This is a genomic window from Castellaniella sp. (genome assembly GCF_049673105.1).
In the GTDB taxonomy this organism is placed as follows: Bacteria; Pseudomonadota; Gammaproteobacteria; order Burkholderiales; family Burkholderiaceae_B; genus Castellaniella.
On the sequence record NZ_JBATXG010000015.1, the window covers coordinates 89,648 to 104,158 of the forward strand.

General features: G+C 64.1%; 15 protein-coding genes. 11 read left to right on the forward strand and 4 right to left on the reverse strand.

Features of this window, described 5'->3' with window-relative positions:
* Positions 1–4 precede the first annotated feature (4 nt).
* Both WBF69_RS05605 and htpX read right to left on the reverse strand, forming a co-directional pair.
* The gene (locus tag WBF69_RS05605; protein WP_424262066.1) at positions 5–1,663 is read right to left on the reverse strand and encodes a Na/Pi cotransporter family protein; all 1,659 of its coding nucleotides are present in this window, start codon (positions 1,661–1,663) and stop codon (positions 5–7) included.
* A 6-nt stretch (positions 1,664–1,669) separates the two neighbouring features.
* Entirely contained in the window at positions 1,670–2,545 is an 876-nt protein-coding gene (gene htpX / locus WBF69_RS05610) for a protease HtpX (RefSeq protein ID WP_424262068.1), read from the reverse strand.
* A gap of 87 nt (positions 2,546–2,632) precedes the next feature.
* Here htpX and WBF69_RS05615 point away from each other — a divergent pair, with 87 nt between their 5' ends.
* From WBF69_RS05615 to WBF69_RS05665, 11 genes are all read left to right on the forward strand, one after another.
* Complete coding sequence (locus WBF69_RS05615) at positions 2,633–3,544, forward strand: DMT family transporter (protein WP_424262070.1); 912 nt, start codon at positions 2,633–2,635, stop codon at positions 3,542–3,544.
* Entirely contained in the window at positions 3,541–4,407 is an 867-nt protein-coding gene (locus WBF69_RS05620; RefSeq protein ID WP_424262072.1) for a sulfurtransferase, read from the forward strand. Before WBF69_RS05615 ends, WBF69_RS05620 begins: the two co-directional genes overlap by 4 nt.
* A 215-nt stretch (positions 4,408–4,622) precedes the next feature.
* Entirely contained in the window at positions 4,623–4,901 is a 279-nt protein-coding gene (locus WBF69_RS05625; protein WP_424262074.1) for an exodeoxyribonuclease VII small subunit, read from the forward strand.
* A complete protein-coding gene (locus WBF69_RS05630) occupies positions 4,898–5,818 on the forward strand; it encodes a polyprenyl synthetase family protein (protein WP_424262076.1) in 921 nt (306 codons plus the stop codon). Before WBF69_RS05625 ends, WBF69_RS05630 begins: the two co-directional genes overlap by 4 nt.
* A gap of 32 nt (positions 5,819–5,850) precedes the next feature.
* Positions 5,851–7,713 carry a 1-deoxy-D-xylulose-5-phosphate synthase gene (gene dxs, locus WBF69_RS05635; RefSeq protein ID WP_424262078.1) on the forward strand — a complete coding sequence of 621 codons (1,863 nt, stop codon included), beginning with the start codon at positions 5,851–5,853 and terminating at the stop codon, positions 7,711–7,713.
* Positions 7,710–8,519, forward strand: a complete 810-nt coding sequence (gene folE2, locus WBF69_RS05640; RefSeq protein ID WP_424262080.1) for a GTP cyclohydrolase FolE2 — start codon at positions 7,710–7,712, stop codon at positions 8,517–8,519. The genes dxs and folE2 overlap by 4 nt, the downstream gene beginning before the upstream one ends.
* A 122-nt stretch (positions 8,520–8,641) precedes the next feature.
* A complete protein-coding gene (gene rpsF / locus WBF69_RS05645) occupies positions 8,642–9,010 on the forward strand; it encodes a 30S ribosomal protein S6 (protein WP_424262082.1) in 369 nt (122 codons plus the stop codon).
* Positions 9,011–9,029: 19 nt separating this feature from the next.
* A complete protein-coding gene (priB, locus tag WBF69_RS05650; RefSeq protein ID WP_424262084.1) occupies positions 9,030–9,323 on the forward strand; it encodes a primosomal replication protein N in 294 nt (97 codons plus the stop codon).
* Between the two features lie 45 nt (positions 9,324–9,368).
* Positions 9,369–9,641, forward strand: a complete 273-nt coding sequence (gene rpsR / locus WBF69_RS05655) for a 30S ribosomal protein S18 (RefSeq protein WP_322997337.1) — start codon at positions 9,369–9,371, stop codon at positions 9,639–9,641.
* A gap of 15 nt (positions 9,642–9,656) precedes the next feature.
* Positions 9,657–10,112, forward strand: a complete 456-nt coding sequence (rplI, locus tag WBF69_RS05660) for a 50S ribosomal protein L9 (RefSeq protein ID WP_424262086.1) — start codon at positions 9,657–9,659, stop codon at positions 10,110–10,112.
* A gap of 123 nt (positions 10,113–10,235) precedes the next feature.
* Entirely contained in the window at positions 10,236–11,606 is a 1,371-nt protein-coding gene (locus WBF69_RS05665; protein WP_424262088.1) for a replicative DNA helicase, read from the forward strand.
* Between the two features lie 56 nt (positions 11,607–11,662).
* On the opposite strand, the gene pdxA is transcribed toward WBF69_RS05665, so the two are convergent.
* Together pdxA and WBF69_RS05675 are read right to left on the reverse strand one after the other, a co-directional pair.
* Positions 11,663–12,676 (reverse strand): 4-hydroxythreonine-4-phosphate dehydrogenase PdxA, encoded by a 1,014-nt coding sequence (pdxA, locus tag WBF69_RS05670; RefSeq protein ID WP_424262090.1) that lies wholly within the window; start codon positions 12,674–12,676, stop codon positions 11,663–11,665.
* Positions 12,657–14,495, reverse strand: coding sequence for a PhoH family protein (locus tag WBF69_RS05675; RefSeq protein WP_424262092.1), 1,839 nt, complete (start codon positions 14,493–14,495; stop codon positions 12,657–12,659). The genes pdxA and WBF69_RS05675 overlap by 20 nt, the downstream gene beginning before the upstream one ends.
* Positions 14,496–14,511 lie beyond the last annotated feature (16 nt).

Below are 14,511 nucleotides of genomic sequence, written 5' to 3' on the forward strand. Positions count from 1 at the left end.
ACGATCAGTCCGTCTCGCGCAAGCGGTTGGGCAGCAGTTCGCCGTGGCGCGCCAGAATCGGGTAGGCGGCGGCGTTGACCAGGTAGGCGTTGACGCCGCCCGTATCGCGCAGGACTTCCAGATAAAAGGCGCCGACGTCGGCCACATCGATCCGCCCGGTCTTGATCCGTTCCAGGTGGCGATCGGCGGCCTTGGCCTCCAGGGTGCGGAAGTATTCTTTTTCAAACGCCAGATTGCGCGCCACCTGGCGGTCACCGGAGACAAACAGGGATGCCGCCTGACGCAGATTGTTCTGCAGGCGGTCCAGCGTGTCGCTCAGCTCGGCTTTTTGTTCGGCACCCAGCACCCAGTGCTTTTTATGCAAGCGGCTGGCGTGGCCCAGCAGCCCCATCCCCGAGACGCTGGCGGCATGGGATATGTTCATGGAAAAAGTCAGAATGGCTTTCAGGTACTGCTCGTCATCGGGGCTGAGGCTTTCCTGGTCCATGGTGGCCAGGTAGGTGGTGACGGACTGGTCCAGTTCGCCAATGACGCCATTCAGGTAGCGGGCGCGACCGATGGCCTGGGTGTCGTCCTGTAGCAGGGCGCGTTGCGTCAACTGCAGGGATTCACGTAGCAGGTCCGTCAGGCGCAGGGCTTCTCGGGCGACCTGGCCCAGGGCTACCGCCGGCACTTCGCGGGCGGATTCGTCCAGGTAGCGGGGGCGGGCGGGATCGTCGGGATTGCTGCGTTGCGGCATCAATCGCTGCAGCAGGCGGGCGTAGGGCCGCAGCACCGGCATGAAGCAGGCGGCCACGATCAGATTGAAGATCAGGTGGAAATTGGCGACTTCGTGGGCGGGGTCGCTGCCTAGTGTTTGCATGATGTCGGGCGCCCAGGGCAGCAGGGCCATGCCCAGCAGGCAGCCGATGATCCGGGTGCCCAGATTGCCCATCGGCAGGCGGCGGGAGGCCGGGTTGTCGTCGCGACCGCCTTCCAGCACCGGGTTGATGGCGGTACCCAGATTGGCGCCCAGCACCAGGGTGTAGGCCAGGGCCGGATCGGCCAGGCCATGGTGCGCCAGCGACATGATCAGCACCACGACCGCCACACTGGAATGGGATGCCCAGGTCAGCGCCGTGCTGGCCAGCAGCGCCAGCACCGGGGCATCGCCCAGGGCGTCGAGCGCCGTGCCCAGCATGGGCGCGCTTTTCAGCGGCTCGAACATATTGACCAGTTCGTGCAGGGACAGCAGCAGCAGGCCCAGGCCGATGAAGGCTCGTCCCAGATCCCGGGTGCGGCCCGGTTCGTAGTGGCGGAACATCCAGACGCCGATCAGGATCAGGCCGGGCGCCAGCATCGTCGGGTTGAAGGATAGCGCCTGCACGATCAGGGTCGTACCGACGTTGGCCCCCAGCATGGCGGCCAGGCCCGGCGTCAGGGAGACCAGGCCGTCCATCGCGAAACCGGCGATCATCAAACCGGTGGCGGTGCTGCTCTGGATGGCCGCCGTGACGAGCAGGCCGGTGCCAAAGGCGCGGGGCAGGGATCCCATGGCCCGCCCCATCCAGAGCCCCAGGTTCTTGCCGAAGGCTCGCTGTACGCCGGTTTGCACCATGTGCACACCCCATAGCAGCAGAGCGATGAAACCGCTGAAGGCGACAATGACCTGGAGTTCTTTCATAGGCGCTTAGCCCTGCTGGCGGCGCAGGGCCTCGATGCGCTGTTCGATGGGCGGATGCGAGGCGAACAGGGCGCCCAACGCGCCGCCGGCGATGCCCGCCGCCTGGAAGGATTTGGGCAGTTCGCCGGCCTCGACGCCGCCCAGCCGCGCGAGGGCGCGGATCATGGGTTCGCGGGCGCCCATCAGGTGGGCGGCGCCCGCATCCGCCCGGAATTCGCGTCGGCGGGAGAACCAGGCCACGATGATCGAAGCGATCACCCCGAACAGGATTTCACAGACAAAAACGCTGGCGTAATAGCCCATGCCCACGCCACGCTCGTTTTTCAGGATGGCGCGGTCGATGAAATAGCCTACCAGGCGCGACAGAAAGATCACGAAGGTGTTGACGACGCCCTGGATCAAGGTCAGCGTGACCATGTCGCCATTGGCGACGTGCGCGACTTCGTGTCCCAGGACGGCGGTGACTTCTTCTTCGGTCATGGACGACAACAGGCCGGTGGACACTGCCACCAGGGAATCATTGCGAAAGGCGCCGGTGGCGAAGGCATTGGGGGCGCCTTCGTAGATGGCGACCTCGGGGCGACCGATACCGGCCCGGTCAGCCAATTGATGCACGGTATCGACCAGCCAGGCTTCGCGGGCGTTGCGCGGCGCCTGTGGGTTGATGACCTGGGCGCCCGTGCTGGTTTTGGCCATCCATTTGCTCATCAACAGAGAAATGAAAGACCCGCCGAAGCCGATGACGGCGGCAAAGACCAGCAACTGAGCCGGGTTGATGCCGTTGGCTGTCAGGTAGCGGCCAACGCCCAGCAGGTTCATGGTGATGCTGAGCACCAGCATGACGGCCATATTGGTCGCGAGAAACAGGATAATGCGCTTCATGGGAAAGACGGCTCCGAGAGTCGGGTTTGGTGTGCCCAAAGTGTATAGTATCGGCTTTGAGAACTGTATCCTGTTGTGGTGACAAACATGCAGTCCTTATGGATGTTGCTAGCCTGTGCGATGTTCGCCATGATGGGGGCCTTCGTCAAGGTTGCCGCCGATCTGGGCGCTACTTTGCCGGAAGTCGTGCTGTTTCGCGGTATTCCTTCCGTCCTGCTGCTGTCTTTCTGGGCGTATTCTACGCGCCGTACCCTGCGCCCCACCTGCTGGCGTCCGCACATCTGGCGCAATGTCAGCGGCATCGTATCCATGTGGATGGGGTTTTTCGCCCTGTCGCATCTGGCCCTGGCGACGGCGGTCAGTCTGAACTACACCGCTCCCCTGTTCATCGCCGGCTGGCTGCTGTTTTTTGGCGGCGCGCAGCGCGACCCGGTGCGCGTGCTGGCTGTGCTGGCCGGTTTTCTGGGCGTGCTGGGGGTCCTGCGCCCCAGTGTGGAACGCGATCAATGGCTGGCGGCGTTGTTAGGGCTGTGCGGTGGCGGACTGGCTGCCGTTGCCATGATGCAGATCCGTCAACTGGGCCGGATCGGCGAACCGGAATGGCGCACGGTGCTGTTGTTTTCCCTTGGCGTGTGTCTCAGCGGCCTGGTCGGCATCAGCATCCAGGGCTGGCGCACCAGCGACCCGCTCGCATTGCTGGCCCTGACGGGGCTGGGCTTGGTCGGGTTGGTGGGGCAGCTCACCATGACCCGCGCCTTCGGGCTGGGGTCTACCCTGTTGACGGCTGCCCTGCAGTACACCACCATCATCTTTGCCGCACTGATTGGCATGCTGTTCTGGGGAGATCGACCAGCGCCGCTGGCCTGGGCCGGTATGGCCCTGATCATCGGCTCCGGCTTGCTGTCGGTATGGCGTACGCATACGGATTCCCGCACCCTGCATGATCGCGGGGGTTCGCCGGCGGGGGGTTCGCAGACCAAGGAGGTAAATCCATCATGATCGACTTATTGATTCAGGCCGAGGCCTTGCAAGAACGCCTGCGCCGTCCGGGTTGTCTCGTGTTCGACGTGCGCCATGATCTGTCGGATCACCATGCGGGTCGCCGCGCCTACGAAGCAGGACACGTGCCGGGCGCCCTTTATCTGGATCATGAAACGCAATTGTGCGCGCTGCGCTCGGGCCGCAATGGCCGCCACCCTCTGCCGGACCGGGCTGATTTTGCCGCCCTGTTGCGCGCCCAGGGCCTGACGGCGCGCTCGGACGTCGTCGTCTACGATGCGGGCAACAGCATGTTTGCCGCGCATCTGTGGTGGATGCTGCGCTGGCTGGGCCACGAATCTGTGGCGGTGCTGGATGGCGGCTGGGCGGCCTGGCAGGCCGCAGGCGGCGCAGTCGAGACCGGTGCGCGGGAGGCGTCTGTCAGCGAAGCTCAGGCCTTGCAGGGGCTGGCGCCGTCGGGCCAGGCGTCGATGCCTTTGGTGGATGCGCGGGCGGTGCTGGCGAATCTGGACGAGCCGCGCTTTACCGTTTTGGATGCCCGGGCGCCCGAACGCTTCAGCGGCGAAGTCGAACCGATCGATCCGGTGGGCGGCCATATCCCAGGCGCCCTGAACCGGCCTTTCATGCTGAATGTGGAAGCCGATGGGCGGTTCAAATCGCCCGCCCGCTTGCGCCAGGAATTCGAGACCTTGCTAGGCGGCCGCCTGGATCACGGCATCGTGCATCAGTGCGGTTCGGGCATTACGGCTTGCCACAATATTTTTGCGATGGAATTGGCCGGTTTTCGGGGGTCCGCCCTGTATCCCGGTTCCTGGAGCGAATGGTGCAGCGAGGCCGACCGCCCGGTGGCGCGCGGTCGCTGAGGCCGCGTGCCACCGGAGCGCGGCGTCCAGCGTCCATGCGTTCGCCGATCTCGTCGTCTTTCCGTGCGGTTTCCATAAGCCTGGTGTCCGGTGTCTCTGGGAACAGGGGCGCGTCCAGCAGCTTGCCCTGGGCGTCCCTGGAGAGGGCTGCCGGGCATTTCACCCAGCCTCGGGGTTCTCGTACAATCCAGTTTGGAACTCAATGATAAAACCCCATGGTCAAGGAAAAAACCGCGCCGCGCACGGACGTTTCGCAGGCTGCCGAGGCATTGCCCGCCGATTTCGAATCAGCGCTGGCCGAACTGGAATCTCTGGCTGCCCGCATGAATGACGGCAATCTGGGTCTGGAAGAATCCATCGCGCTGTACCAGCGCGGGGTGGCGCTGGCCCGCGTCTGCCAGCAGCGGCTGGATGCCGCAGAACAGCAGGTGCAGGTGTTGCAGGGTCAGCTGCTGGAACCCTTCGAGGGCGCGCAGGGGCAGGATGCGTCATGACGGCGGCATCCAACGATTTTGACCTGTGGCTGCAGGATATGGTATCCCATGTCGGCGCGGTGCTGGATGATTTGCTGCCGCCCCTGGAAGACGACGGCCCCGCGCGACTGCACGAGGCCATGCGCTATGCCGTACTGGGGCCGGGCAAACGGATCCGCGCTGCGTTGGTGCTGGCCGCCGGCGAGGCCAGCCGCACACCGGGCGTTGCCTCGGCGGCTCAGGATCTGGCCTTGGATGGGGCGGCTGCCGCCGTCGAATTGATTCATGCCTATTCCCTGATTCATGACGATCTGCCGTGCATGGACGATGATGATCTGCGTCGCGGCAGGCCGACCGTGCATCGGCAGTTCGACGACGAGGCCTTGGCCATGCTGGCGGGCGATGCGCTGCAGCCGCTGGCCTTCGATTGCCTGGCGCAGATGCCGATTGCGCCCGCTCTGGTCGTGCAGGCCGTGCAGTTGCTGGCCCGCGCGGCGGGGGGCGATGGCATGGTGGGCGGTCAGGCGATCGACTGCGCCAGTGTCGGCCATGCCTTGTCCATCGACGCCTTGCAGCGCATGCACCGCATGAAAACGGGCGCTTTGCTGGAAGCCAGCGTCTTGCTGGGCGGCGTGGTGGCCGGCGCCAGTTCCACGGTGCGCACCGGCCTGGAATCCTATGCAGCCGCGATGGGGCTGGCATTTCAGGTCGTGGATGATATTCTGGACGTTACGGCGGATTCCGCGACGCTGGGCAAGACCGCAGGCAAGGACGCTGCGCAGGGCAAGCCCACCTATGTGTCCATCTTGGGGCTGGAGGAATCCCGCGCCTTGCTGCTGGACCTGCGCACCCAGGCCCACGAGGCGCTGCTGCCGCTGGGGCCGTCGGCCTGCCGACTGCGCGAACTCGCTGATTACATCATTGGCCGGACGCACTGACGATGCAGCTGCCGGGCCGACATGAAGAAGACATGATGACAACTCTATTGGAAGGCATCGCCTCGCCGGCTGATGTGCGCCGCCTGGACCGCCGGGAACTGAAGGACCTGGCGGCCGAGCTGCGGGCGTTCATGCTGGCTTCGGTCGCCCAGACGGGCGGGCACCTGTCCTCGAACCTGGGTACGGTCGAACTGACGTTGGCGCTGCATTATGTATTTAATACGCCCGATGACCGCCTGGTCTGGGACGTGGGTCATCAGTCCTACCCCCACAAAATCCTGACCGGCAGGCGCGAAGCCATGTCCGGCTTACGGCAGATGGGCGGGATTTCCGGTTTTCCCAAGCGCAGCGAATCCCCCTACGATGCCTTCGGTACCGCGCATTCGTCCACGTCGATCTCGGCAGCGCTGGGCATGGCCGTGGCTGCCCGCAACAAGGGTATCGACCGTCAGCACATCGCCGTGATCGGCGATGGCGCCATGACGGCGGGCATGGCCTTCGAGGCGCTGAACAATGCCGGCGTCACATCCGATGTCAATCTGTTGGTGGTGCTGAACGACAACGATATGTCGATTTCGCCGCCGGTCGGCGCCCTGAACTACTATTTCGCCCGCCTGTTGTCGGGGCAGTTTTATGCCCGCGCCAAAATGATGGGCCGGGCCATGCTGCAGCATGTGCCGCCCGCGCTGGCGCTGGCGCGTAAACTCGAAGGCCACGCCAAAGGCATGCTCTCGCCGGCCACCTTGTTCGAAGAACTGGGCTTCAACTATGTGGGGCCCATCGATGGCCACGATCTGGAAGCCCTGGTGCCGATGCTGGAAAACATCCGGGCGCTCAAGGGCCTGCAGTTCCTGCATGTGGTGACCCGCAAAGGGCAGGGTTACAAGCTGGCCGAGGCCGATCCCGTGCTGTACCATGGGCCGGGCAAATTCGACCCATCCATCGGTATCCAGAAACCGGCCCAGCCTCCCCGCCGGACGTTCACGCAGGTGTTCGGGCGCTGGTTGTGCGATATGGCGCAGGCCGATGAACGCCTGGTCGGCATCACTCCGGCCATGCGCGAGGGCAGCGGGATGGTCGAATTCGAACGCCAATTTCCGCTGCGCTATTTCGACGTCGGTATCGCCGAGCAGCATGCCGTCACGTTTGCCGCCGGCCTGGCCTGCGAGGGCTGCAAGCCGGTCGTCGCCATTTATTCCACCTTTCTGCAGCGCGGCTACGATCAGCTGATCCATGACGTGGCCTTGCAGGACCTGGATGTGACCTTTGCCCTGGATCGCGCCGGCATCGTTGGCGCCGACGGGGCCACGCACGCCGGCAATTACGATATTGCCTATTTGCGCTGCATCCCGAACATGGTGATTGCCACGCCGTCGGACGAGCACGAAGCCCGGCTGCTGCTGAATGCCTGCTACCGTCACCCCGGGCCGGCCTCGGTGCGCTATCCGCGCGGGGCAGGGTGCGGGGCCGATCCGGGCGATAGCCTGGACCCTGTCGATATCGGTCGCGCCGTCGTGCGCCGTCAGGGGCGCAATGTCGCCATTCTGGTGTTCGGCACGCTGTTGCCGCAGGCCGCCCAGGCTGCCCAGGCGCTGGATGCCACCCTGGTGGACATGCGTTTCGTCAAACCGCTGGACGAGGCCCTGCTGTCCGAGCTTGCGGCGTCGCACAGTCTGTTTGTCACGCTGGAAGAAGCCGCCGTCATGGGCGGCGCGGGCAGCGCGGTTGTGGAATACTTCAATCGGGAGGCGATCGTGCGCCCGGTTCTGCAGCTGGGGCTGCCGGATGAATTCATCGATCACGGGGACCAGAAGGCCATTCTCGCCGGACTCGGCCTGGATGCCCAAGGGATCGAGGCGTCGATACGCCAGCGTTTGGAAAGGAATCACTCATGAACACCCTGCTGGACCCGGTGGCTGTGGCCATGCCGGATGTGCAAAGCAGCATCGATACCCGGCACATCGCCATTCAACGGGTGGGGGTGCGCGGTGTGCGCCATCCCCTGGTGGTGGCGACTGCCGCCCAGCCTCAGGCGACCATCGCCGACTGGGAAATGACCGTCGCATTGCCGCCCGAGGAAAAAGGCACCCACATGTCGCGCTTCATCGCCTTGCTGGAATCGCATCGCGGGCAGCCGATGACGCCGGCCTCGCTGTGCGCCATGACCCAGTCCATGTTGGACCTGTTGCAGGTGGATGCCGGCGATGTGGCTGCCAGTTTCCCGTATTTCATTGAAAAGGCCGCGCCGGTGTCCGGGGTGCGCAGTCTGATGGATTATCAGGTGCGCTGGGCCGCCCAGGCTCGCCGGGGTCAGGCGCCGTCGTTCTCCCTGCAGGTGCAGGTGCCGGTCACCAGCTTGTGCCCATGCTCCAAGGCGATTTCCGAATACGGCGCACACAATCAGCGTTCGCACGTCACGGTGCAACTGGAATGCGCAGCGGACCACGCCCCGGCCTTGGATGCGCTGATTCCGCGCATCGAGGCCCAGGCCTCGTCCGAACTCTGGGGCCTGCTCAAGCGCGCCGACGAAAAATTCGTCACCGAGCGCGCCTACGAAAACCCGAAATTTGTCGAAGATCTGGTGCGCGATGTGGCCGTCATGCTGCAAGGCTTGCCCGGCGTGATCGCCTATCAGGTCGAAGCCGAGAATTTCGAATCGATTCACAACCATTCCGCTTACGCGGTAGTGCGTAGTCAATAGGCTGTGTGCTAGAATACCGGGTTACTTGCTCGACCGTTCCTGAATGGGGGCCCCTTTAGGGGTGACTGATCTGTGCCGGCGGGCTGTCTGTCAACATCGCAGATATCCACAAGGAGTCATTCATGCGTCACTACGAAGTAGTGTTTATTGTGCATCCCGATCAAAGCGAGCAGGTGCCCGCCATGATCGAGCGCTACCAAGCCATGGTCACGACCCACGGCGGTCAAATCCACCGTGTCGAAGACTGGGGTCGCCGCCAGTTGGCCTATCCGATCCAGAAGCTCGTGAAAGCTCACTACGTGTGCTTCAACATCGAGTGCGGCCAGACCGCGCTGGACGAACTGGAACACTCGTTCCGCTACAACGACGCCATCCTGCGTCACCTGTTCATCAAGACCAAGCATGCTCACACCGAGCCGTCGATCATGATGAAATCGGTCGAACGCGAAGAAGCCCGCAAGGCCTCCAGCGTCGAGACGCCGAACTCCTGATCCGGCACTCGCGCGATCCGTGAACCGAGTCGAGCTGGCCGCGACATTGACCGAAATTCCGCCTTTGCGCCACACACCGGCAGGACTGCCTGTGTTGCGTTTGCAGATGGTGCATGAATCTGAAGTCATCGAGGCCGGTCTGCCCCGCCAGGTTTCCATGGAAATCAAGGCGGTGGCGCTGGGAGACGTCGCTCTTGCTTTGGCTAAGGCCCCCCAGGGCAGTCCAGTGCAGATCGTTGGTTTTCTGGCCCCGCAGCGACAAGGATCGGATCGGCTGGTATTGCATATCCAGCAGCTTGTGCAGGCACATTGAATGAACCCTCCGGGCGCGTCCCGGAACCAGACAAAGGCAAACATCATGGCTTACTTCAAAAAGTCGAAAGAAAAACGCAAATTCGGGCAACAGAATCCGCTGTTCAAACGGCGCAAATTCTGCCGCTTCACCGTGGCCAAGGTCGAAGAGATCGACTACAAGGATCTGGACACCCTGCGCGATTTCATCCAGGAAAACGGCAAGATCATCCCGGCTCGTCTGACCGGCACCAAGGCACACTATCAGCGCCAGCTGGACAGCGCCATCAAGCGCGCCCGCTTCCTGGCCCTGTTGCCGTACACCGACAACCACAACTAAACCGAGGTCCCCGTCATGCAAATCATTCTGCTTGAAAAAGTCATCAATCTCGGGAACCTGGGCGATGTGGTGCGTGTGCGCGATGGTTATGCCCGCAACTACCTGATCCCCCAGAAGATCGCCCGTCGTGCCACCGACGCCGCCCTGAAGGAATTCGAGGCCCGTCGCGCCGAACTGGAAAAACTGCAGGCCGAAAAGCTGGCTGCCGCCCAGACCATGTCCGAAAAGCTGCACGGCTTTTCCTTCGTCATCAGCCAGAAGGCCGGTGTCGATGGCCGTCTGTTCGGTTCCGTCACCACGATGGACGTCGCGGCTGCTCTGCAGCAGGCCGGCTTCCCCAACGTACACAAGGGCCAGATCCGCATGCCCGACGGCGCCATCAAGGCGGTGGGTGAATTCCCGCTGCAAGTCGCCTTGCACGCCGACGTCGTGGCCGACATCACCCTGACTGTTCAGGGCGACATGGCGTAATCACGCAAGCGCGCCGTGCTACATTCCTCTCAGCGGGAATGGCAGGGCAGCTCTATAAGGCCGGCGCCATGCCGGCCTTATTTTTTTCCGGCCTTTTTAAGCGAACAGGTGTAGGGACTGACGGTGGAAATCGAAAACGATACCCAACTGGACTATCTGCGGGTGCCGCCGCATTCCATCGAGGCCGAGCAATCGGTGTTGGGCGGACTGCTGCTGGATAACGCCGCATTCGATCGCGTGGCCGACGTCCTGACGGAAGACGACTTCTACCGCTTCGATCACCGCCTGATCTGGCAGCACATCACCCGGCTGGTCAGCCTGGCCCGCCCGGCTGACGTGATCACGGTGCATGAGTCCCTGACGACCGCCGGCAAAGCCGACGACACCGGGGGCCTGCCGTATCTGAACGCGCTGGCGCACAACACACCGTCGGCGGCCAATATCCGTCGCTATGCCGAGATTGTGCGCGAACGGTCCATGCTGCGCAAGCTGGTGTCCATCGCCGACGAAATTTCGTCCGCCGCTTTCAATCCCCAAGGCAAGGAAGCCCGCCAGATCCTGGACGAGGCCGAATCCAGGGTGTTCCAGATCGCTCAGGAAGGCGCGCGGGGCATGGCCGGGTTCCAGGAAATCCGCCCCTTGTTGGCGCAGGTGGTGGAACGCATCGACGAACTCTATCATCGCGAGGGCGATTCCGACGTCACCGGGGTGCCGACGGGCTTCGACGATCTGGATCGCATGACCTCGGGCCTGCAGCCGGGGGATCTTGTTATCGTCGCGGGGCGTCCATCGATGGGGAAAACCTCGTTTTCCATGAACATCGGTGAACACGTCGCCATCGAACAAGGCCTGCCGGTGGCGGTGTTTTCCATGGAAATGGGCGCGGTGCAGCTGGCCATGCGGATGATCGGTTCGGTGGGCATGCTGGATCAGCACCGCATGCGCACCGGCAAGCTCAATCAGGATGACTGGCCGCGCCTGACCCATGCCGTGCAAAAGGTCGAGCAGGCGCAGATCTACATCGACGAGACCCCGGCGCTGACCGCCATGGAGGTCCGTGCCCGCGCCCGGCGCTTGTCGCGCCAGTGCGGCCAGCTGGGGATGATCATCATCGACTATATTCAGCTGATGTCCGGTAGCGGCGGGGAAAACCGCGCGACGGAAATCTCTGAAATCAGCCGCTCGCTCAAAGGCTTGGCCAAGGAATTGAACTGCCCCCTGGTCGCGTTGTCGCAGCTGAACCGCAGTCTGGAACAACGCCCCAACAAGCGCCCGGTCATGAGCGATCTGCGCGAATCGGGCGCTATCGAGCAGGACGCCGACGTGATCATCTTCATCTATCGCGACGAGGTCTACAACCCGGATTCGCCCGACAAGGGCACGGCGGAAATCATCATCGGCAAACAGCGTAACGGCCCCATCGGTACCGTGCGCCTGACGTTCCAGGGCGCCAGCACGCGATTCCTGAATTTCTCGGCGTCGTCGGGGTTCTAATGGCGGTCGCGCTATAGCGGCAAGGGCGGCTGCGTCATCCGTCCCGCTGCCGCGATTCAGGGTTCGCCGGCGCTCATCCGCAGGGCCATGCGTAGCGCCGCCCGTAAAGAAGCCGGGTCAGCCAGACCCTTGCCCGCAATGTCGAAGGCCGTGCCGTGATCCACGCTGGTGCGCACGAAGGGCAGGCCCACCGTCACGTTGACGCCTTCGTCCAGGCCCAGGTATTTCACCGGGATCAGGCCCTGATCGTGGTACTGAGCGACCACGACGTCGAATTCCCCCTGTCGCGCCCGCATGAAGATCGTATCGCCCGGCCAGGGGCCTGACACGTCCAGGCCTTCTGCGCGGGCCTGCTCGATGGCGGGCAGGATGTGGCGGGCTTCTTCATTGCCGAACACGCCGCCTTCACCGGCATGGGGATTGAGTCCCGCCACGGCGATGCGGGGGCGGGCGATGCCCGATTGGCGGCAGGCCAGCTGCGCCAGACGGATGGCGCGCGCTTCGGCGGCCTGGTTGATGGCGGCGGGCACGTCCGCCAGGGCGATATGGATCGTCACCAGCAGCACACGCAGTTCGTCGTTGGCCAGCATCATGGCGTAGTCCGTCGTGCCGGTGCGCTCGGCCAGGATTTCCGTGTGGCCGGGAAAATCAATGCCATCGGCATGCATGGCGCCTTTGTGCAGCGGCGCCGTCACCAGGGCGCGCAGCAGCCCGGCCTGGGCGTCGTCGATGGCGTGGCATAGGTATTCGTAGGCCCCGCGCCCCGCGCGCGGGTCCGGGCGGCCCACAGGCAGATCGGCGGGCAGCGCCTGCCAGCGGTTCAGGACGCCGATGACCCCGCCCGTCGTGCCTGCGCCGGGGCGATCCAGCGCCTGGATCCGCAGGCGCTCGTTCAGGTTCAGGGTCTGACAGGCGCGGGCCAGCGCCCCCGTATCCCCGTACACCACGGCGGGGTGGGGCAGGCCTTCGGCGAACAGGCGCACGATCAGTTCCGGGCCGATGCCGGCGGCATCCCCCATCGTGAACGCCAGGGGCAGGGGCGCGCGGGCCTTAGAGGGCGTCGCTGGCATAGTCGGCCAGGCGGGACCGTTCGCCGCGCTGCAGGGTGATGTGGCCGGAGTGCGGCCAGCCCTTGAAGCGATCCACCACGTAGGTCAGCCCAGAGCTGCCCTCGGTCAGGTAGGGCGTGTCGATCTGCGCGATGTTGCCCAGGCAGACGATCTTGGTGCCCGGCCCCGCCCGCGTGATCAGGGTCTTCATCTGCTTGGGCGTCAGGTTCTGCGCCTCGTCGATGATCAGGAATTTATTCAGGAAGGTGCGTCCGCGCATGAAGTTCAGGGACTTGACCTTGATGCGCGAGCGGATCAGGTCCATGGCGGGGGTTTTGTTCCAGTCCTGGCCGCCGCCGTTGGCGCTGGTGCTGATGGCGCCGCCCGATCCCTGATGCAGGACTTCCAGATTGTCTTCCAGGGCGCCCATCCAGGGCAGCATCTTTTCTTCTTCGGTGCCGGGCAGGAAACCGATGTCGTCGCCCACCGGCACGGTGGCGCGGGTGATGATGATTTCGGTATAGCGTTTGGTTTCGAAGGTCTGCGCCAGGGCGCTGGCCAGCGTCAGCAAGGTCTTGCCCGTGCCCGCCTGGCCCAGCAGCGAGACGAAGTCGATGTCCGGATTCATCAGCAGGTTCAGGGCGAAGTTCTGTTCGCGGTTGCGCGCCGTGATGCCCCACACGCTGTTCTTGCTGTGGCTGAAGTCGCGCAGCGTGGCCAGCACTGCGCTTTTGCCGGTGACTTCGCGCACCTGGGCCGCCAGCGGCATGTCGCCATCGTAATAGACGAATTCATTGACGCTGAACTGGCTGCACAAGGGGCCGCGCACACGGTACCAGGTCAGGCCGTTTTGCTGCCAGGATTCGATGTTCTTGCCATGTTTGACCCAGAAATTTTCCGGCAGGGGCATGATGCCGTCGTACAGCAGATCCGAATCGTCCAGCACGTGGTCGTTCAGATAGTCTTCTGCAGGCAGCGCCAGGGCACGCGCCTTCAGGCGCATATTGATGTCCTTGGATACCAGGACGATCTCGCGTTTCGGGGATTCCTGACGCAGGCCGTGGACGATGCTGAGAATGACGTTGTCGGCCTTGCCCATGGGCATGTCGATCGGCAGGCGGGATTCCGTGGCGCGGGTCTGGAAATAGAGCGACCCCAGCGCATCGGTGTTGCCCAGCGTGTCCAGGGGCACGCCTTTGTTGAGGTCAGCCGTAGTGATCAGATCGTCCAGATAGCGGCTGACCTGGCGGGCGTTGCGAGCGACCTCGGACATGCCCTTTTTCTGGTGATCCAGCTCTTCGAGCACGATCATCGGCAGAAACACATCGTGTTCGGCAAAGCGGAACAGCGAAGTCGGGTCGTGCAGCAAGACATTGGTGTCCAGCACGAACAGCTTGCGCTGGGCGGTGGGCAGGCGTTTGGCTTTGGCGGCGGGTGTCCTGGCGGGCTGCGCCACGCTGGGCGGTGTCTCGGGGACGGTGGCATCCGCCGCTGCGTTGCGGCTGCGCGTAGCGGGCGCCGGAGCGGCCTTGGCTGCCGGAGCAGTGGCTTTGGCGACGGGCGCGGGTTTCGAGGCAGCAGGGGCGGCCTGGGGCGCAGCGGAGGCAGCCCGAGGAGCGGTGACGGCGGTTTTGGCGCTGGGCGCGGATTCTGCGGCGGCAGTCGCGGTTTTTGGAGAGGCGATCTTGCTCAGGATCGCCGCCAGGGGGCGTTTGGGCTTGGGTTGCGCAGCCGTGGCGGCCGGCGCTGCGACGGGTTCGCTGAGCGGAGCCTGCCGAGTGGCGGCAGGGCTGGGTTCCACGGTGTCGCCGAGACGAGCCGGCGGTTTGGGAAGGGGCATGAAGGCTCCTGGAGTG